20 protein-coding genes and 1 tRNA gene are annotated in these 19328 nt (G+C 68.4%); 8 read left to right on the top strand and 13 right to left on the bottom strand.

Going from position 1 to position 19328, the window contains the following annotated elements; all coding sequences use genetic code 11:
- Positions 1-18: 18 nt before the first annotated feature.
- From RYH79_RS11180 to RYH79_RS11160, 5 genes are all read right to left on the bottom strand, one after another.
- The gene (locus RYH79_RS11180) at positions 19-1404 is read right to left on the bottom strand and encodes an ABC transporter permease (protein WP_370899115.1); all 1386 of its coding nucleotides are present in this window, start codon (positions 1402-1404) and stop codon (positions 19-21) included.
- A complete protein-coding gene (locus tag RYH79_RS11175) occupies positions 1397-3022 on the bottom strand; it encodes an ABC transporter ATP-binding protein (protein ID WP_370899113.1) in 1626 nt (541 codons plus the stop codon). Before RYH79_RS11175 ends, RYH79_RS11180 begins: the two co-directional genes overlap by 8 nt.
- Before the next feature lie 126 nt (positions 3023-3148).
- Positions 3149-4228 (bottom strand): BMP family lipoprotein, encoded by a 1080-nt coding sequence (locus RYH79_RS11170; protein WP_370899111.1) that lies wholly within the window; start codon positions 4226-4228, stop codon positions 3149-3151.
- Between the two features lie 154 nt (positions 4229-4382).
- A complete protein-coding gene (locus RYH79_RS11165; protein WP_370899109.1) occupies positions 4383-5747 on the bottom strand; it encodes a phosphohexomutase domain-containing protein in 1365 nt (454 codons plus the stop codon).
- 48 nt (positions 5748-5795) lie between these two features.
- Complete coding sequence (locus RYH79_RS11160) at positions 5796-6350, bottom strand: thioredoxin family protein (protein WP_370899107.1); 555 nt, start codon at positions 6348-6350, stop codon at positions 5796-5798.
- A gap of 92 nt (positions 6351-6442) precedes the next feature.
- On the opposite strand from RYH79_RS11160, the gene RYH79_RS11155 reads away from it, so the two are divergent.
- Positions 6443-7630 (top strand): mechanosensitive ion channel family protein, encoded by a 1188-nt coding sequence (locus tag RYH79_RS11155; protein WP_370899105.1) that lies wholly within the window; start codon positions 6443-6445, stop codon positions 7628-7630.
- Between the two features lie 115 nt (positions 7631-7745).
- Here RYH79_RS11155 and RYH79_RS11150 read toward each other — a convergent pair whose 3' ends face one another.
- Together RYH79_RS11150 and RYH79_RS11145 are read right to left on the bottom strand one after the other, a co-directional pair.
- Positions 7746-7994 (bottom strand): hypothetical protein, encoded by a 249-nt coding sequence (locus tag RYH79_RS11150; protein ID WP_370899103.1) that lies wholly within the window; start codon positions 7992-7994, stop codon positions 7746-7748.
- Positions 7995-8254: 260 nt separating this feature from the next.
- On the bottom strand, positions 8255-8968 hold the full coding sequence (locus tag RYH79_RS11145; RefSeq protein ID WP_370899101.1) for a glycerophosphodiester phosphodiesterase: 714 nt from the start codon (positions 8966-8968) through the stop codon (positions 8255-8257).
- A 117-nt stretch (positions 8969-9085) separates the two neighbouring features.
- Between RYH79_RS11145 and RYH79_RS11140 the strand changes: the two genes are divergently transcribed.
- Positions 9086-9844 (top strand): protein-L-isoaspartate O-methyltransferase family protein, encoded by a 759-nt coding sequence (locus RYH79_RS11140; RefSeq protein WP_370899099.1) that lies wholly within the window; start codon positions 9086-9088, stop codon positions 9842-9844.
- Positions 9845-9924: 80 nt separating this feature from the next.
- Here the strand turns inward: RYH79_RS11140 and RYH79_RS11135 are convergent, their stop codons facing one another.
- Positions 9925-10467: an FxsA family protein gene (locus RYH79_RS11135; protein ID WP_370899097.1), complete on the bottom strand. Its 543-nt coding sequence runs from the start codon at positions 10465-10467 to the stop codon at positions 9925-9927.
- 148 nt (positions 10468-10615) lie between these two features.
- Here RYH79_RS11135 and RYH79_RS11130 point away from each other — a divergent pair, with 148 nt between their 5' ends.
- From RYH79_RS11130 to RYH79_RS11115, 4 genes are all read left to right on the top strand, one after another.
- Positions 10616-12202, top strand: coding sequence for a DUF255 domain-containing protein (locus tag RYH79_RS11130; protein ID WP_370899095.1), 1587 nt, complete (start codon positions 10616-10618; stop codon positions 12200-12202).
- A 119-nt stretch (positions 12203-12321) separates the two neighbouring features.
- Positions 12322-12837 (top strand): ferritin-like domain-containing protein, encoded by a 516-nt coding sequence (locus tag RYH79_RS11125; RefSeq protein ID WP_370899093.1) that lies wholly within the window; start codon positions 12322-12324, stop codon positions 12835-12837.
- The gene (locus RYH79_RS11120; protein ID WP_370899091.1) at positions 12834-13265 is read left to right on the top strand and encodes a metal-dependent transcriptional regulator; all 432 of its coding nucleotides are present in this window, start codon (positions 12834-12836) and stop codon (positions 13263-13265) included. The genes RYH79_RS11125 and RYH79_RS11120 overlap by 4 nt, the downstream gene beginning before the upstream one ends.
- A gap of 48 nt (positions 13266-13313) precedes the next feature.
- Positions 13314-13412, top strand: a tRNA-Gln gene (locus RYH79_RS11115).
- Positions 13413-13487: 75 nt separating this feature from the next.
- Here RYH79_RS11115 and RYH79_RS11110 read toward each other — a convergent pair.
- The 4 genes from RYH79_RS11110 to RYH79_RS11095 form a co-directional block, all read right to left on the bottom strand.
- Complete coding sequence (locus tag RYH79_RS11110) at positions 13488-13862, bottom strand: type II toxin-antitoxin system PemK/MazF family toxin (RefSeq protein WP_370899089.1); 375 nt, start codon at positions 13860-13862, stop codon at positions 13488-13490.
- Complete coding sequence (locus RYH79_RS11105) at positions 13859-14881, bottom strand: DUF8098 family protein (RefSeq protein ID WP_370899087.1); 1023 nt, start codon at positions 14879-14881, stop codon at positions 13859-13861. The genes RYH79_RS11110 and RYH79_RS11105 overlap by 4 nt, the downstream gene beginning before the upstream one ends.
- Positions 14882-15081: 200 nt before the next feature.
- Positions 15082-15852, bottom strand: a complete 771-nt coding sequence (locus RYH79_RS11100) for a PHP domain-containing protein (RefSeq protein ID WP_370899085.1) — start codon at positions 15850-15852, stop codon at positions 15082-15084.
- A 75-nt stretch (positions 15853-15927) separates the two neighbouring features.
- Entirely contained in the window at positions 15928-16404 is a 477-nt protein-coding gene (locus RYH79_RS11095; protein WP_370899083.1) for a 50S ribosomal protein L11, read from the bottom strand.
- 101 nt (positions 16405-16505) lie between these two features.
- Here RYH79_RS11095 and kdgK1 point away from each other — a divergent pair, with 101 nt between their 5' ends.
- Entirely contained in the window at positions 16506-17492 is a 987-nt protein-coding gene (gene kdgK1, locus RYH79_RS11090; RefSeq protein ID WP_370899081.1) for a bifunctional 2-dehydro-3-deoxygluconokinase/2-dehydro-3-deoxygalactonokinase, read from the top strand.
- Between the two features lie 79 nt (positions 17493-17571).
- The gene (locus RYH79_RS11085) at positions 17572-18444 is read left to right on the top strand and encodes a GAF domain-containing protein (RefSeq protein ID WP_370899079.1); all 873 of its coding nucleotides are present in this window, start codon (positions 17572-17574) and stop codon (positions 18442-18444) included.
- 77 nt (positions 18445-18521) lie between these two features.
- Here RYH79_RS11085 and RYH79_RS11080 read toward each other — a convergent pair whose 3' ends face one another.
- Positions 18522-19043 (bottom strand): NYN domain-containing protein, encoded by a 522-nt coding sequence (locus RYH79_RS11080; RefSeq protein ID WP_370899077.1) that lies wholly within the window; start codon positions 19041-19043, stop codon positions 18522-18524.
- Between the last annotated feature and the right edge of the window lie 285 nt (positions 19044-19328).

Raw genomic sequence — 19328 nt, 5'->3', positions numbered from 1 at the left:
ACGGTGTCGGTGTCTCACTCACGAGCCGTCACCCCCGTCGGAAGCGTCGGCGGCCGTCGGTGGGCCGCCGTCGGAAGCGTCGGCGGTCGTCGGTGGGCCGCCGTCGGAAGCGTCGGCGGCCGTCGGTGGGCCGCCGTCGGAAGCGTCGGCGTCGGCGGTCGATCCCGAACCCCCGCCGGAGGTGTCGCCGTCTCCCGTCGGCCGTCCGCCGTCCGTGACGGCGACGCCGGCGTCGTCGTCGTCGCTCACGTACCGGCGGCCCAGCAGCCGGAAGAACTCCGGCATCGCCACGAACAGGACGATCAGCCCGCGGATGACGCCGACCAGTTCCGGGGGCACGTCCGTCGCTACGCTGACGTTGATCGAACCGGACTTCAACACCCCAAAGAGGAGTCCGGCCGCGAGCACGCCGATCGGGTTGTTGCCGGCCAGGATCGTGACGGTGATACCGTCGAAGCCGTACGCCGGGACGCTCGTCTGGAAGTTACCGAGCTTCATCATCACGTACACCGCGCCGCCGATGCCGCCGAGCGCGCCCGACAGCGTCATCGCGGCCACGACCGTCCGCTTGGCGTCGACCCCGCCGTACTCCGCGGCCGGCGGCTGGAGCCCGCTCGTCCGCACGTCGTAGCCGAACGCCGTCGCCGCGAGCAGGTACGCCGCCGCGAACGCGAGCGTGACCGCCAGCGCCAACGCGACGATCGAGAAGTCCGCCGTCTCCGGGAACACGACCCGAGGGAACTGGGCGAACTCCGGTAGCGTCCGGGTCTGGGTGGCGAAGCTCTCCGGGTCTTTGAACTCCGCCTGGACGGCGAACAGAGCGAGGTTGGTGGCCACGAAGTTGAGCATGATCGTCGTGATCACCTCGTTGGCGTCGGCGTACGCCTTCAGCGCACCCGGGATGGCGGCGTACAGCCCGCCGAACACGGCGCCGGTCAACACGCCGATCGGCAGCGTGACGAGGGTCCCGACCGTGCCGGAGACCGTCTGTGAGACGGCGTAGGTGACGACTGCCGTCGCCAGCGCGCCGACGACCAACTGCCCTTGTGTCCCGATGTTGAACACGCCGGCCTTGAACGCGACCGCGACCGACAGCCCCGTGAGCACGAGAATCGTCGTCTCGCCGAGCGTGGTCGCCACCTTCCCGTTCGTCGGATTCGCCAGCGCGTCGCCGAACGACCGCAGGAACAGTTCGTCGTACACGACCAACGGGTCGTAACACGACCCCAGGAACGCCACCCGCCGACAGGTCGTCACGAGCCCGGCGCCGTAGATCAACAGCCCGCCGACCGCCACCGACAGGAGCAACGCCGACACGGAGATGGCGAACCGTTCCCGGGCCGACGCGCTCGTCAGTCGTTCGAGGACGGTCTCGACGCGCCCCCGGAGGCTGTCGTCACTCATCTGCCACCTCCCCGGCGGCGACCGTGTCGTCGCGTTCTTCGACCGACGCCGCGGCCGGGGTGTCTGTCGGCTCCTCGCCGGCCATCAGCAGGCCGAGCTGTTCTTCGGTCACCGCGTCCGGGTCGACCACGTCCACCACCTCGCCGTCGTGCATCACGGCCAGCCGGTCGGAGAGTCCGCGTACCTCGTCGAGCTTCGACGACACCAGGAGCACGGCCGTCCCCTCTCCCCGGAGGTCGATCAGTCGGTCGTGGATGAACTCCGTCGAGCCGATGTCGACCCCTCGGGTCGGGTGGGAGGCGATCAGACAGCTCGGCTCCCGGGACACCTCCCGGCCGACGACGAACTTCTGTTGGTTGCCGCCCGACAGTGACTCTGCCGTCGCCTCCGGGTCCGGCGGCCGCACGTCGTACTCCTCGAGGATGTCTTCGGCGTGCTCCCGAGTGTGCCGCCAGTCGATCCGGCCGTCCGCCGAGAACGGCTCGTCGTGTTGGCTCCCCAGCAGACCGTTCGCGGTCAGATCGAACTCCATCACGAGCCCACGCTCCTGTCTGTCCTCGGGGACGTACGCCATCCCGGCGCGGGCCCGTTCCCGGCGCGACACGTCCGAGAGGTCGCGGCCGGCGAGACTGATGCTCCCGGTCTCGGGCGTCCGGAGACCGGTGATCGCCTCGATCAGCTCCGACTGGCCGTTGCCGTCGACGCCGGCGACGCCCAGGATCTCCCCTTCCCGGACCGTGAGGTCGACCCCGTCGACCGCCCGGACGTCGCGGTCGTCCTCGACGACGAGGTCGGAGACGGACAGCGTCGGGTCACCGTGGTCGACCGTCGGCGTCTGTGTCTCCATCACGACCCCGCGACCGACCATCATCTCCGCCAGCTCCTCGCGGGTGGTCGCGTTCGCGTCGACCGTGCCGACGTGTTCTCCGTCGCGCAGCACGGTCACGTCGTCTGCGGCCTCCATCGCCTCGCCCAGCTTGTGTGTGATGAAGATGATCGTCTTCCCGGCCGCGGTGAGTTCCTCGAACACCTCGAACAGGTCCGTCACCTCCTGTGGCGTGAGCACGGCGGTCGGCTCGTCTAAGATCAACACGTCGGCCCCCCGGTACAGCGCCTTCAGGATCTCGACCCGTTGTTGGACGCCGACGGAGACGTCCGCGACGAGCGCGGTCGGGTCCACGTCGAAGCCGTACCGCTCGGACAGGTCGCGCACGGCCTCTCTCGCGGCCGCCCGGTCGACCGCGAGTCCGCCCCACTTCGTCGGCTCGTTGCCCAGTGTGATGTTCTCCGCAATCGTCATCGTGTCGACCAGCATGAAGTGCTGGTGGATCATCCCGACGCCGGCGTCGATAGCGTCCCGCGGTGAGTCGAACGACCGAGGGCTCGCTTCCACCGTCCCACCCGTGTCCGTCGCCAGCCCCTCGCTGTCGACGTACACGCTCCCGCTGGTCGGCCGGTAGAGTCCGTAGAGGACGTTCATCAGCGTCGTCTTGCCCGCTCCGTTCTCGCCCAACAGGGCGTGGACGGAGCCGCGCTCTACGGAGAGAGTCACCTCGTCGTTGGCGACCACGCCGGGGAATCGTTTCGTGATCCGTTCTAGACGAACCGCTTCGACCATCCTGTGTGGGGTTTCTGTGGTCGAGTGATAAAGCCCGTGTTCCCGGGGTGTAGAGCGGCTGTCGGCCCGTATCACGAGAGCGAGAGTCGACGCTACACCACCCGTGTCCCCGACTGCGACGGCCGATCAGACGCCGCTCGGGTCCGTCGGAACGGAGATGTCTCCGCCGATGATCCCCTCGCGGGCCGACGACACCGCGGACTTCACGTCCTCGGGCACGTCGCCGCCGAGCTCGTCGCCGTACACGAGCGCGACCCCGTTGCTGTCCAGGCCGAGCGTCGTCACCGCGCCGCCGTCGAAATCGTCGTTCACGACGGACGCGATGGACTCGTACACCGCCGTGTCGACGCGCTTGACCATCGACCCCAGGATCACGTCCGCGTAGGCGCTCTTCGTCACGGACTGGTCGCGGTCGACGCCGATCGCGAACTTCCCTCGCTCCTGTGCGGCCTGGAACACCCCCGTCCCGGTGTTGCCGGAGGCGTGGTACACCACGTCGGCGCCGTTGTCGTACATCGACAGCGCGGCCTCCTTCCCGCCCTGCGGGTCGGAGAAGGAGCCGACGTACGTCGACTGCGTCTGGATGTCCGTGTCCATCGACTCCAGCCCGGAGAGGTAGCCGGCCTCGAACTTCTTGATGAGCGACCCCTCGACGCCGCCGACGAAGCCGACGTTGGCGTTGCCGGCGCTCTCGCCCGCCCCGGCGGAGAATTCCCGCGTCGAGAGCATCCCGGCGAGTACACCCGCCAGGTACGACCCCTCGTGTTCCTTGAACACGTAGGAGCCGACGTTGTCGCGCTCGACGACGCTGTCGACGATCATGAAGTTCTGTTCCGGGTGTGACTCGGAGGTCTGCTCCAGCGCGTCCGTCTGGAGGAACCCGATACAACACACCAGGTCGTAGTCCGGGTTCGTCGACTGCGCGAACTGCTGTTGGAAGTTCGTGAACTGCGACACCTCGCTGGGCTGTGTCCGGTCGGAGGCGATGTCGAACTCCTCTCTGGCCCGTTGGAGTCCCTGCTGGGCCTGGTCGTTGAACGACCCGTCGTCCAAGCCACCGGTGGCGTACACCATCCCGATGTTCGCGGCCGCGGTCGCCGTCTCGGTCCCGCCGCCCCCGCTCTCACCGGCACAGCCAGCCAGTCCGGCGACGCCCGCGAGCCCCGCGGCGCGCACGAACTGCCGTCTGTCGATGTCTCGTGTCATACTCGTCTGTACTGGTGGTAGTTAACGATTTAAAACTCTCGCCTCGGGGCGGACGCTTCCCCCGAAATCGGGCGCCTCGGACCGTTTCGTTCCGAATCTACGTCTCGTGGCCATATACCGATACCGGTCTATATACTGCTATTGCGGCGAGGGCTCACCCCGTGGTCGTCTCGACAGTCTCCCGGACCGTCTCCACCGCCTCGGCGACCACTCGGTCTACCTCGTCGCTCTCGGCGTACACCCGGACGTACGGCTCCGTCCCGCTGGGGCGGACCAGGAGCCACGACTCGTCCGGGAACGTCAGCCGGACGCCGTACTCCGTCTCGGCGTCCGTCTCCGGGAACGCCGCCGGCAGCGCCGTCTCCAGCCGCTCCATCGCTGCTCGCTTGGCGTCGTCCGGGCAGTCGACGCTCTCCTTGCGGTACGGTCGCTCTGTGACGGGTTCACGCAGGCCGTCCAGTCCCGTTTCGGCGACGAGCCGGGTGAACACGGCGGCGCTGGCGACCCCGTCGATCCAGTCGCCCAGCGCCGTGTGGACGTGTTTCCACGGCTCTGCCGCGAACGCCACGTCGCCGCCGGCCTCGCGTGCCGCGGTGATTCCGTCGTGGAGGTAGCCCAGCGCCACTCGTTCGACGCGGCCGCCGGCGGCCGCCACTCGTTCGTCGATCCGACCGGAGGCGTTCGGCGTCGTCACCACCACGGGGTCCGCGAACTCCTGGGCCCGGACGTACGCCTCCGCGAGAATTGCCAGGACGGTGTCCTCGTGGACCACCTCCCCGTCCCCGTCGACGATCACGATCCGGTCGGCGTCGCCGTCGTGACCGATCCCCAGCTGGGCGTCGCCGTCGGCGACGAACGCCCGGAGATCTCGCAGTGTCTCCGGCGTCGGCTTCGACTCCCGTCCGGGGAAGTGGCCGTCGACGTTGGCGTTCAGCGTCACCACGTTCGCCCCCAGCGCCCGCAACACCTGTGGGGTCGCCCGCGCGGCGACGCCGTTGCCGCAGTCGACCGCGACCGTCGTCTCCGACGGGTCGGCACCGAACCGCTCGGCGTACGAACGGATCGCCTCGCGGTACGCCGCCAACGGCTCCGTCTCCGTCCGCTGGCCCCACGCCGTCCAGTCGGCGTGGCCCGGGTCGTCGGCGACGCGAGACTCGACTGCCGTCTCGGCGGTCTCGCCGTACTCCTGGCCGTCGACGAACAGCTTGATGCCGTTGTCGGTCGGGGGGTTGTGGGAGGCAGTGAGCATCACCCCTCGCCGACCGCGGGAGGCGTACGCCAGCGCCGGCGTCGGGACGCGCCCGACCCGGCGCACGTCCGCGCCGGTCGCCAGCAGCCCGGACTCCACCGCCGCCGCCAGCCCCGGGCCGGTGGTCCGCCCGTCGCGCCCGACGACGAACTCCCGGTCGCCCGCCTCGTGGGCGTGGGCGCCGACGGCGCGTCCGACCCGCAGCGCCAGGTCTGTCGTCACGCGGTCGCGCACGTCGCCGCGGATGCCGGCCGTTCCGAACAGGTCCATACCCGAGCGTCGGCGGGCAACGGTACGACCCTTGCGGTTCGCGCCAACTCACTCCCGCCACTTGATCGAGCAGCCCCGGCTCGGCCCGGGGTCCATCTCCACGACCTCGCCCGCCAACACCCGATCGATCGCCTCCCGAACGTACACCTCCGTGACCTCGTCGTCGGGATTGAGCGCGTCGTCCAGCCGGCCGTGGTACGCCAGCCGGTAGCCGTCGTCGTCGCGCGCCAACAGGAACGGGTCCGGCGTGCAGACGGCGCCGTACGCCCGCGCGACCGCCTGGCTCTCGTCCCGGAGGTAGGCGTCGTACGCGGTCTCTCCCGACTCGACGTACGCTTCCATCTGTTCGACGGAGTCGTCGGGGTACTCCTCGGCGTCGTTCGGGTTGATCCCGACGACCGCGAGGTCGTCGTACTCCGCCGCGAGACTGTTCAGGAGGTCGAACTTCGCTTTCGCGTACGGACAGTGGTTGCAGGTGAACACGACGAGCACTGCCGTCTCGTCGAACGCCGACAGGGCGTACTCCCCGTCGACGCCCGGCAGTTCGAACGGCGGTGCCTCGTCGCCGATCTCCAGATCCGTCTCCGACTCGGCTGCGACCATACGATCGCTCCGTTCGCCGACCACAAAACCGTTCACACTGCGCACACCACGCCGACGGATACGGCTATGCCTCCCGGCCGCGTTGTGAGAGCATGACACACGCCTCTGCCCCCACCGTCGTCCCGCTCCAGTCCGTCTCGACGCTGCCGACCGAGGTCGCCGCCGCGCTCGGCGGGCTGCCGCTGTGGCAGGCGGTCGCCGTCGTCGTGGCCGCGACGGCTGTGCTCGCGGTCGCAACCGAACGGGTCGGGCTAGAACTGCTGCGGCGGGTCGTCGCCCGGACGGACAGCGCGATCGACGACGCCGTGTTCGCGGAGCTTCGGCTCCCGGTCGTGACGAGCGTGTTCCTCGGCGGCGTGTACGCCGTCGCACTGCTGCCGGCGACTGCCGCCGTCCTCGGCGACACGGCTGTCCAGCAGCTCCTCGGGCGGCCGGCGCTGTCGGTCGTCCTGTTGGTCTGGGCACGAGGGCTGATCCGGGTGGCCGACGCCGTCGTCGAGACGATGCGGGCCGGCGATCACCACTACGACGTTGCGCCGGTGTTGTCGAACGTCTGGACGCTCGCGGTCGGCGGGGCTGCCGGGTTCGGCCTCCTGTCGCTGTGGACCGTCGACGTGACACCGTTGCTGGGCGCGGCCGGTGTCGCGGGCGTCGCCGTCGGCTTCGCCGCCAAGGACACGGTCGCCAACTTCTTCGGCGGGCTGGCGCTGTACGTCGACGACACCTACCGCGTCGGCGACTTCGTCGTCCTCGAAGACGGCGACTCCGGGACGGTCGTCGACGTCGGCGTCCGGTCGACGACGCTGCTCACCCGCGGCGAGGTGCTCGTCACCGTCCCCAACTCCACGTTGAACGCGGGGAAGGTGACCAACGAGTCCGCCCCCGAGCGGCGCAAGCGGATCAAGGTGCCCGTCGGCGTGGGCTACGACACGAACTTGGACGCCTTCGAGGCGGCAGCGCTCGCGGTCGCAGACGGGGAGCCGCTCGTGTTGGCCCAGCCCTGCCCGCGGATGCGCTTCCGGTCGTTCGGCGACTCTGCGCTCCAGTACGACCTCCTCTGTTGGGTTGCCTCCCCGACGGTGGAGGGGAAGACCCGACACCGGGTGAACCGTGGGCTGTACGCAGCGCTGACGGACGCGGGCGTCGACATCCCGTTCCCACAGCGCAGCGTCACCGTTGCGGACGGCGTCGACAGGGGCGACCCGACGGACGCCGACGGCGGCCCGGTCGACCCGACTGCCGGAGCCCCCGGGGGGGACGGCGAGGAACGACGCGCCTGACCGCGGGAACGCCCCCGTCCTCGCCCCCGCACACCCCAGTGACGACGAGCCAGGGGCTGCTCGCCGTCCACGGTACCGACGGACTACGGCCACCAGCCGTACCGTCGCTCGCCCGTCACCGACGGGCCGCCCGTCCGACGGCGTACAGTCCGACGACCGCGCCGACTGCGCCGGTGACGAGCGCGACGGTCCGCGCGAGCCCGACGGCCGCACTCTCGTCGGTCACGCCGACCGTCGACCCGTCGCCACCGACTCCGAGCGCCGTCGTCGGCCTCGGGAACGCCGCCGTCAGGAGCCCGATCCCGACCGCGACCGCGGCAGCCGTCAGTAGGAACGCGACGGTGCCGACGACCACTGGCGACACTGGGGGCCGCGAGGAGTCGCCAGTGCCGCGCCGCCGCCGGATGACCCCGTCGTCCGTCGTGTGTCGCCGTCGTCTGCGTCGTCTGCGTCGTCGCCGTCGACGGTGTCGCCGACCGGAGCAGTGGCGTCGACCCGAACGGCGCTGTCGACTCCAGCGCCGCCGCCCACGACAGGTGTGTGGTGTCGGCCGCCGCCGTCGTCGTTCGCTCGAACCGTCGTCGCTGGCTCGGTGCACGGGGCGTCTGGTCCCGGCTCTTCACTTCAACCTTCGTCCGAGACGCCGGCGTCGGCCCAGTCGTCGGCGATCAGACCGTCGACCCCGGCCGCCCGGAGATCCGCAACCGGATCCGGCGACCGGATCGTCCAGACGTTCACCGCCAGTCCGTGATCGTGGGCGGTCTCGATCCGGCGGCGGGCGGTCTCGACGCGGTCGTCGTCGCCGACGAACAGGGTCTCGTACTGTGGGTGGAGCGCGACACAGCCGTCGTCTGCGGCCGTCTCGACGGCACTCTCCCACTCGTCCGGCACCGTCACGAACGCCCGCGGGTCGTCGGCGACGGCGGCGTACTCCGACAACGCCGTCCGCGAGAACGACGAGACGAGCACCTCGTTGTCGACGGCCGCGACCGCTCTGGCGACGCCGTCGGCGATTCCGGTCTCCTTCAGCTCGACGTTGACCGTCACGTCGTCGGGGATCGCCGCGAGCGCGGTCGACAGCGTCGGCACGCGCTCGTCGCTGTCGAGGACGCCACGCGACTGGAGTCGGTCGAGCGACGTCTCGGCGACCCGGCCGTCGAGCCCCAGCAATCGGTCGAGCGTGTCGTCGTGGAAGACGACCAGTTCGCCGGAGCCACAGCGTCTGGCGTCCAGTTCGACCGCCGGAACACGGGCTGCCGCCCGTCGGAAGGCGGCGACGGTGTTCTCGGGGCCGCGTGCGGGACAGCCGCGGTGTGCGAACACGGTGGGATCTGACACACGCCCACCCGCGGCCGGCCGGCGTATCGTTCTGGCGGTCCGACAGACCTCGGGTCACCGCTGCCCCCCGAGCCGCCGCACCGAGTGGTTCAATAGCGACGACTGCGGAGGTGTCGTATGGACAGCCCCGACCCGGAACTGCTCCGGGAGGACATGCTCGACGGGGTCGAACACAGTCTCGGTCGCGCCCCCTCCGACCCGGTCCGGGAGGCGATGGCGCGCGTTCCCCGACACGAGTTCGTCGCCGAGGCGCCGTACGCCAACCGGACCGGCCAGCAGGGGGACACCCGCGTCCTCTCGCCGGCGACAGTCGTCCGATTCCTCGACGTGCTCGCGGCGACGCCGGACGACGAGGTGCTCGTCGTCGGCGCGGGTGTCGGCTACACCGCCGCGGTGCTGGCAGAGATCGTCGGCCCCCGCCGCGTCCACGCCGTCGACATCGCCCGCGGGATGGTGCAGGAGGCCCGCGACAACCTCGCGGCCGCCGGCTACGACGCCGTGCTCGTCGACCGTACCGACGGCTCCGACGGACTCGCCCGCTACGCCCCCTACGACCGCGTCCTCGTCGAAGGCGCCGTCGTCTCCCCGCCCAGTGCTCTGTTGGACCAACTCACTCCCGACGGGCGCCTGGTCGTCCCCAGGGGTCGCGCCGGCGGGCAGGAGATCGTCGCCGTCGAGGTCGACGGGGACTCGGGGGGGGAGACCGTCGCCGACGGCGGCGACGTCGCCCTCCGACCCCTGTTGGCAGAGGGTGAACAACCCGGCGCGCCGGTCCGAAATCGCACCCGACGCGAGGACCGCGAGTTCGAACGGCAGGGCTACTTCGCCCGCACCGGTTGGGAACAGGAGTGGATCGACTGGGAGAAAGACGGGTAGACACTGCCTGCACTCGTCTGCCGCCGCCGACGCTGTACTGTCGTCGGTAACCTACCCGACGCTGTACTGTCGTCGGTTACCTACTCGACGCTGTACTCGTCGTCGCCGATGTCGACGGTGTCGCCGTCCGACTCCGCGCGTCGTCGTTCCTCGCTCGCGTCGTGGTCTCCGAACGCGCTGCCGTCGCCGTCGTCGTCGCCGGGGAACCCCCCGATGTAGACGTTTCCGCTGGCGAACCCGCCGGTCTTCTCGTCTAAGTACGGCGTGACCACACGCCGGGACAGCAGCTCCCGCAGCGGGTACCGCGTCGGCGGCAGGACGAACAGGAACCCGAGCACGTCCGTGACGAGCCCGGGAGTGAGCAGGAACGCCCCGGCGGCGATCAGGAACGCACCGTCCAGCAGTTCGTCCGTGGGCGGCTGACCGTCCGCGAGCGACCCCTGGATTCGTCTGAGGGTGTGACGGCCCTCCGCGCGGACCAGGAGCATCCCGACGAGTCCCGTCAACACGACGAGCAACACCGTCGTCACCCCACCGATAGCGCCGGCGACGAACACGAGCAGCGTCGCGTCGATCAACGGGACCCCCAGGAGTGCCGCCAGGAGGTACCGGGTGTCGACCATGCCGCCGATTCGCGGCAGCGGTGTATCAGCCTTTTCCTCGGCTGCGCTGGACGAAGCCGTGACCCTGCGGCACAGACTGTCGGGTCACCACCGCCGTGGCCGGTCGGCGAGCCGCGAGGTTCATGCGACCGGAACCCTCAGCGTGACCGTGAACGACGACAGCGAGTCGACGCCGGGAGACGACTCCCGCGTCGAGTGGCGGGAGTGGGGGCCGGAGCCGTTCGCGGACGCGGCCGAGACGGGACGGCCGGTGCTCCTGTTCCTGACGGCGACCTGGTGTGACGACTGTCACGAGATGCTGGCAGAGACGTTCGGCGAGCCCCGGATCGCAGCCAACGTGAACGACGGGTTCGTCCCGGTGAAGGTGGACGCCGACCGTCGACCCCGAGTGCGAGAGCGGTACAACGTCGGCGGGTTCCCGTCGACCGTCTTCTGCACCCCGGAGGGGGAGCTGTTGACGGGGGCGACCTACCTCGCGCCCGACGGGTTCCGCCAGATCCTGGACCGAGTGCGAGAGACCTGGGACAGCCGGGGGACGGAGGCCGGTCGGGTGCCGCGGGCGTTGGCGAACGCGCCGACGCCGGCGGGTGACCTCGACGCGTCGATTCCGCGCCACTTCGCGGGCCAGCTGACGGAGCAGTGGGACCCGGAGTTCGCCGGGTGGGGGACGGACGCGAAGTTCCCCCTGCCGGAGACGGTGGAGTTCGCGCTCAAGCGAGACCGCACCCGGGCGACACGGGCGTTGGACGCCGTCCAGGCGCACCTCCAAGGCGACGACGGCGGCTTCGACCGCTACGCGGCCGCCCGCGACTGGTCGGACACCCACGAGGAACGACTCCTGCTCGACAACGCCGCGCTGTTGGGAGCGTTCGCCCGGGGGTACCTGTACACCGGCGACGAGGCGTACCACACGGCGGCGACGGACGCGGCCGACTACCTCCGGTCGGAGCTCCGGGTGGGCGACGGCTACGGGGGCAGCGTCGGTCCCGACGGTCGCCGCCGGGATCTGACGCCGTACGCGGACGGCAACGCGACGCTGGCGGCGTCGTTGCTGACGCTCGTGGCCTGCACGGACGACGAGACCGCCCGCCGGGACGCCGAGGGAGTGCTCCGGTATCTCCGCCAGGAGATCGTCGACGACGACGGTCGGGTGCGTCACTTCGCCGACCCGGACGCGCCGACGGACGTGCTGGCCGACGGCGCACGGGTCGTCCGGGCGTTCACGACCGCCGCCCAGGTGCTCGGTGACGGGGTCGACGTGGCCCGGAGCGTCGCCGACCGACTGATCGATCGACTGGGCGACGAGGACGGGTTCCGCGACGGGCCGGCGACGGGTGTCGGGCTGTTGGACCGGCCGCTGCGGCCCATTGACGACGGCGTCACGCTGGCGGAGGGGCTGTTGGAGCTGTCCGTGTTGACCGGCGACCAGTCGTACCGGGCACGCGGCCGGCGGGCGCTGACGGCGTTCGCCGGCGCGACCGAGCGGATGGGCGCGCAGGTGGCCGGCTACGGCGGGACGGTCGACCGCTACCGCTCCGACCCGCTCGTCGTCGCCGTCGGGACGGCGCCCGGCAGCGACCTCCACCGCGCCGCCCTGCGGGTCGCCGATCACGAGAAGGTGGTCGTCCCGGGAGCCGACGACGCTCCCGACGGCACCGCCGTCGTCCGTCCGGACGGGGAGCCGGCCGAGGACCCAGAGACGCTGATGGAGCGCGTCGCGGCCGCGACGGAGTGAGCCGTCGCCGAGCCGGACAGCCACACACCGCGACCCCGCTGGCGACGCGTGCGAGGGCTTAAGTCTGCGACTCACAGAGTGTCGAGCATGAGAGACAGTCGACGACCGGAGGGGGGACCGTGAGCCTCGGCCGCGCGGTCGACTCCGACCGGCAGCTCGCGCGGCTCCTCCAGATCGGTGTCGTGTTGGAGGAGATGGTGGAGGCGGGTGCCACCCACCACGTTCGCCGAGAGCCGCAGGCGGTAGACGAGCCGGTCACGGAGCTGTTGGCCGAGGCAGCCGAGGAGTCGGCCGAACACCGCGAGCGGTTGGAGGCGTTGATCGCGGAGTTGGACGCCGACTCCGTCGCCTACGAGGAGATCGAGGCGGTCGTCGAGGCACAGTACGCCGCAGACGACGCCTTCGACGACGTGTTGTACGACCAACTGTGCAACGAGGAGACGGCCTACAAGTTCTACGACGACCTCCTGCGAGCACTCGGGGTGACGGACGACGACGCCGACGAGTCGACGCTCGCGGCCGACGCGGAGTTCTCACTCGACCGCGATCGACTCGTCGAGACGCTCCGCGAGATACGCGAAGAGGAGGCCGAGGGCGTCGAGACCGTGACCGACATGATGGAACGACGAACATGAATACGGCAGATCAGTACCTCAAAGCGATCTACCTGATCCAGGAAGTGGAAGACGGCCCCGCCTCCACCGGCGACGTGGCCGACGCGCTCGAGGTGAGCCCCGCCAGCGCCAACGAGATGATCGGCAAACTGGAGGGCCGCGGGCTCGCAAACCACGAGAAGTACAAGGGTGTCGACCTCACCGACGAGGGAATCGTCCGCGCCCGCGACGCACTGTCGAACTACTGCATCATCGAGCGGTTCCTGGCGAACGTCCTCGAGGTCGAGGCGTTCCGGGTCGAAGCCCGGTCGTTGGAGGCCGTCATCGACGACACCGTCGCCGAACGGTTGGACCGACTCGTCGACCGCGCCGAGGAGTGTCCGGACTGCTTCGACGCCGAGACCGACGCCTGCGCGCTGATGGAGTTAGAAGAGGCTGGGGCGGACTGACCCACGAACGGCAGACTCTTGTGGGACGACCGTCTACCGACGAATCGTAGTCCCGTGGTGTAGTGGCCAATCATACGGGCCTTTGGACGCGCTCGGTCCCCGCGCGGAAGCAAGCCCGTGACGGCGGTTCGAATCCGCCCGGGACTATCAATCGATTCTGCCGAAGCACAAGTGAATGTAAGTGGGGTGTTTATTTACCCAGTCTGGTGGTGATACACTGCCTTAGATTCTGAACAACCGCTTGAGTTTCTTCTGTACCTCTTCCATCTTTTTAGGTGGGACCTTTCCAAGCCTCCAAGAGTCTAAATCTCCATCGTCCTCCGGCTCCACTCGGCCATCGAATGAAACAGTAGTTATTAAATTCAGAATTACCACTGACTCTTCGTCTAATCCGGGGGTTTCAGCAGGAAGTTTGACTTCGCGTGATCGGCTATCCTTCTCGCGCGATGAGACCGGGGCGACAACCACAGCTCTGTCGTCCTGGCTGGTGTATTGGACTACAACTGCGGGGTGTGGGTCCTCAAACTCCCCAGGCTTGGATCTCTCAGATGGAGTAAAATCGACGTGTATCAGATCCCCGTACTCGGGAAAGTTCAATTACTGATCACCTCTGCTCCCATTTCAGAGATCTGCTCAACCATCTCTTCGTCCAACGACTGCCCCTCACTCTGCTGATTTCCCTCAGAGTCTATTTCCTCTATATCATCTATCTGAGGCTCCAGCTCTACTGTCTCCCTTCTCTCTCTCAGCGCATTCAACTCTGACCTCCAGGACCCTTCACGGTATTTTTGGACGCTTGCCTCAACTCCTGGCCGAAGCTCGTCTACGTTCTGTCCGCGCATCGTTTGAAGAGATATCTCCTGACTCACGAAGTCCCAAACTGTATTGTAGAATGTACGAATAACGTTATCGATAAATGACTGCTGTCTTGCCGATATTTTGTCCTTTGCATCAGCTTCTGAAATTATACTTGTGAGTAACAACTGATACTCCTCAAATGGTTCGAGTGTATAGGTTAGTGAGTCGTGCTTGGCTATCTCTTCGCTCACTGATAGAAATCTCCTATCTAGTTCGTAATAGTACTGTGTAGAATCCTGATGCCAACTTCCCCCATCACCGATCGCGTCAAGCGTTCGCTGAAGACGGACGCTGGCCTTGTACAGACTAGTGAACTGATTAGCGTATTTGTCTTTAGGGCCGTATTGATTATAAAAATCCTCCAAATACACTTTTGTCTCTTCTGCGGTTACAATCCTATCGAATTCGTCATTGAGGTTCTTAAGGAAATAATAAGCAAATGCTTCTGTTGAGAGGTGGTTCTTGCTCGGCAGCCGACTTCTCTCCAACTGTGCGATCTCGTCGCCCGACTTCGGCCCGAGTTCTACTCCTGTGCCTGTAGTAACATCTTCGGGGGCTGGTCCGTACTTGAACCAACCGAAGGTCAGGCCTAAATCTCTTTCTTCATTAACTATATACTGTAGCTTATTCATTCGAATTTTGTCCAGAAGGATATCGCATTCGGTAAATCTTCCTTCTTGCTTACCAAGATAGAGAGCGTACTGGACCCCCTCTTTTATATCCATGAGGAGGGATTCTTCGTCACCGAGCGTCAGCATACGCCCAGATTCTGGCGCCCAGGCACTTTAGCTCTTTCATCCCACTTAAGAGCCAAATTCCTTTTCTCTGCATACTCAAATTCTGTAATGGGTCTCCATATTCCTCTTTTCCAGCATAGCGGTTAATAGGTTCTGGTGTGTTATAAACCCATTATCAAGTCAAAGTCGGTAAAGGTAGTTGAGTGTTCTTTGACCATCCCCTACAACGGGCACACCGGCTCCAACTCGAACCGCTCCACCCGCTCCCGCAGCGCCGGAATCCGCTCGGCGAAGTCGCCGGGCTCGTGGGCGTCGGAGCCGAGCGTGAACTCAACCCCACGCTCTAAGAGCACCTCGAACACGCGCCCCTCCGGGTGGAAGGAGGCGGGCTTGTCGTCGTCGTCGAAACGGCCGGCGTTGAGCTCCGGGACGGTCCGAGAGTGTTCGAAGGCGTCGGCGACCATCTCGGCGTGTTCACACGTCGTCATCCCGGAGAGCGCGGGGTGTGACTCCACGATGTCGACGTGGGCGGCGATCTCGAACAGCTCCGACTCCACGAGCGAGACGATCGTCTCGTAGTAGTCGTCGACGAAGTCACGGCGAGCGGCCTCACCGCCCTCGAACGGGTCGTACGAGAAGACGTGTTGGTCGTCGACGTAGTGGACGCTGCCCAGCGCGTAGTCGAAGTCGGCGGTCGTCAGGAAGTCGTCGATCTCCGACTCCAGTCCCGGCTCGTAGTCCACCTCGACGGCGTCGAAGATGGTGAGGTCGGTCCGTTCGTCCAACGCCGCCAGCGCCTCCCGGCGGCGCTCGTAGGTGAGATCGAAGTTCCGACCGTACCGCGCCCGCTCGCGCCGCCGCCGAGCGTCGCCCGCGAGGTTGCAGTGGTCGGCGAAGCCGACGGCGGAGACGCCCGCCTCGGCGGCGGCCGACAGCATCGGCTCGAAGTACTCGCCGTCCGAGTACAGCGAGTGGACGTGGTAGTCGTACACGTCCACTCCTGTGCGCGCCGCGACTAAACGCTGTTCGTTCGCGGCACGATTGAGGGGAAGAATACGGGGCCGGCGTCAGGCCGCGAACACGTCGTCGTAGTCGCCGGCGTCGATCCGTTCTTTGAATTCCCGCGGATCGTTGCCCTCGATGGTGACGCCCAGCGAGGTGCAGGTGCCGACGATCTCCTTGGCGGCGTTCTTCAGGTCGTACGCCAGGAGGTCCGACTGCTTCTGTTCGGCGACCGTCTTGATCTGTTCGACGCTCATGTCGGCGACGAACTCCTCTTGGGGTTCGCCGGAGCCGGTGTCGAAGCCGGCCTCGTCTTTGACGAGCTCCGCAGTCGGGGGAACACCGACCTCGATTCCGAAGCTGCCGTCGTCCTCGTAGTCGACGGTGACGGGCACTTCCATGCCGTCGAACGCCGCCGTCTCGTCGTTGATATCCTGGACGACCGCCTGCACGTCGACCGGGGTCGGCCCCAGCTCGGGGCCGAGCGGCGGACCAGGGTCCACCTGGCCGCCCGGAACGAGTACCTCGATAGATCCAGCCATACCCGAGGATTCCACCGCCGCGGAGTTTAAGCGTTGTCTTCTGTTCGCGCCGCCCGGCCCACCCCGGCGGGTTTTTCAGCCGCGTCGGCCACGGACGGGGTGTGACGGAGATTGTGACGTTCGGGGAGACGATGCTGCGTCTCTCCCCGCCGACCGGTGAACGGCTCTCGACCGCCCGGACGTTGGACGCCCGGGCGGGCGGGGCAGAGAGCAACGTGGCCGTCGCGGCGGCGTCGTTGGGCGTCGACGCGACCTGGCTGTCGAAGCTGCCCGAGTCCCCGCTCGGAGAGCGAGTGGTCCGGGAACTGCGGAGTCACGGCGTCGAGCCGGCCGTGGCCTGGGACGACGACCCGGACGCCCGGCTGGGCACCTACTACCTGGAGCCCGGCGGCGAACCACGCGGGACGGACGTGATCTACGACCGAACGGGCGCGTCGATCACGACCGTCTCGCCCGACGAGCTGGCGGTGGGGCGCGCCGAGGCAGCCAACTACTGTCACACGAGCGGGATCACTCCGGCGCTGTCGACGGCCGCCGCCGAGGCGACCCGGACGCTGTTGGAGCGGGCGCGGGCGGCCGGCACGACGACCGTCTTCGATCTGAACTACCGCCGGAAGCTCTGGTCGCCCGCGGCGGCGCGGGAGGGGTTCCGGGAACTGTTCCCCGAGGTCGACGTGCTCGTGGCCGCACAGCGGGACGCGGCGACGGTGCTCGACCGTGACGGCGAGACGGACGACCACCCGGGCGACAGTCCGGCAGCGCGGGTCGCCCGCGGGCTCGCGGCCGACCACGACTTCGAGACGGTGATCGTCACGCGGGGCGACGAGGGGGCGCTGGCGCTCCACGACGGCACAGTCACGCGACAGCCGGTGTACGAGGCGGAGACGCTGGACGCTATCGGCACGGGCGACGCCTTCGTCGGCGGCTACCTGGCCAAGCGGGCCCGCGGGGGAGACGTGGAGACGGCGCTGTCGTGGGCGGCGGCGACGGCGGCGCTCAAACGGACGGTCGCGGGCGACCTCGCGGTGGTCACGCCCGAGGAGGTGCGGTCGGTCGTGGCGAGCGACGGTGGGGGGATCGACCGCTGAGTCGCCGGGGGCGACGGGACGGACCGCTGGGCGGCGGGCGGACGAAGCTTTACCAGACGGCCGCTCGAACGCCCGAGGTATGCGACGGGAGACGCTCGCGGCCGTGACGCTCTCTGCGCTCGGCGTCGGGCTGGCAGCCGCACAGGCGCTGACGGCCGGCGACGGGACGACGGCGGTAGTCGCCATCCGGACGGGACCGATGCTCGCGGTGGCGGCGGCGGTGACGTACGCCGGGGGGTGGGCGACGCTCCGCGACGTGCCGGGCGGGGAGACGGACCGGCTGTTGGCGTGGACCGTCGGTGGCGGCGCCACGGTTGCGGCGGTGTCGACCCTCGCGGTGCTGGGCGTCGCCGGCTCCATCGCCGTCGCCGGACTGCTCCTCGACGGGTTCACCGGCGGGGCGCTGCTGGGGCTGTTGGTGGGGGTGTACGACGTACGCGGCCGGGCGGACCGCGACCGGATCCAGGCGTTCGCCCGGTCTGCCTCGGCGCTCAACACCTACGGGAAGGCGCTCAACAGCTCGCAGACGCTCGACGAGATCAGTGCGCTGTGCGTGGAGGCCGTCGAGTTCCTCATCCCGGGCGACGGGGCGGCGTTCCTCCTCGTCGACGAGACGGACGGCGAGCCCGCGGTGACAGTCGTCGACAGCACACTCCGAGGCGACGAGGAGCTCGCGGTGTTGGAGTCGCTGGCGGCCGCAGTGGAGCCGGACGAAGAGATCGAGGCGGCCCGGTACGCGGAGACGACGGTGGAGCTCGGGGGTGACAGCCCGGAGGCGGCGCTCGTCATCTCCGTCCGCACGGACCGAGGGCGGGCGACGATCGTCTCGCTGTCGACGACCGCGGAGATCGACTACGACGACGAGGACGTGGACCTGTTGGAGACGCTGGCGGCACACGCCTCGACGGCGCTCGCGGGTGTCGAGACGCAGGCGGCAGTCGGCGTCGAGTGAGTCGGGTCTGGCGACATCGGGTGCGTCGACTCTGGCGATGTCGGGTGCGTCGACTCTGCCGGCGTCGGATGCGTCGACTACGTCTCGCCGTCGGCGAGTGTGAGCCCGCGGTCCGCGGCGTTTCGCAGCGCGTCAGACCGGCCGTGTTCGCCGGGTGCGATGGCGAGGGTGGCGAGCCCGTACTCGTTCGCGACTTCGAGGGCGGGCTTGAAGTCCGTGTCACGCGAGGCGACGGCGACGGTGGCGGCCCGTCCCTCGGCGACGAACCGGGCCACGTCGACCGCGAGCCGAACGTCCACGTCGCCGCTCGTGGTGACCACCCGGTAGCCACGCGCTTCGGCGGCCTGAATCAGTCCCGCGGGCGCGTGCTCGTCGAGGTACAGCCGTGTGGCGACCAACGGCCCGGCGTCGGCGGCCGCCTCGCGCACGTCGTCTAAGTCCACGTCGAACTCCTCTCTGAGGACGTTCGGGCCGTCGACGAACAGGGCGACACCCTGTGGCACGCTCCCGGGCGGGTGCGGCGGGCCCCGACTGTCGTCTTCGTCCGTCTCGTCGTCCGCGCGCTCGCCGCCGCCCAGCAGCCGACCGAGCCACTCCATACCTCCCGTCTCGCGGCGGTGGGCAAGAGACCGACGGAACACGTCGGGTGACCGCGCGCGAGCCACGGCCCCCTGCGGACGACCGACGTGCCGACGGCGCGACGACCGTCGCCGTGGCTCCCCGCACTCGCCGTCACCGGCCGCGAGACGGCTGCAGTCCCGGAAGCTTGCCGCCGACACCACGTTCGTGGAGAGATTCGCCTCCCGTCGGGTCGCGACGGTCGTCGCGGGTACGAACCGCTAGGAAACGCTACTTCAATCTGGTGTACGATACACGTTTCAGAT

Source organism: Halobaculum sp. MBLA0143, from assembly GCF_041361465.1.
Taxonomy (GTDB): Archaea; Halobacteriota; Halobacteria; order Halobacteriales; family Haloferacaceae; genus JAHENP01.
This window is presented reverse-complemented; position numbering and strand designations above follow the sequence as displayed.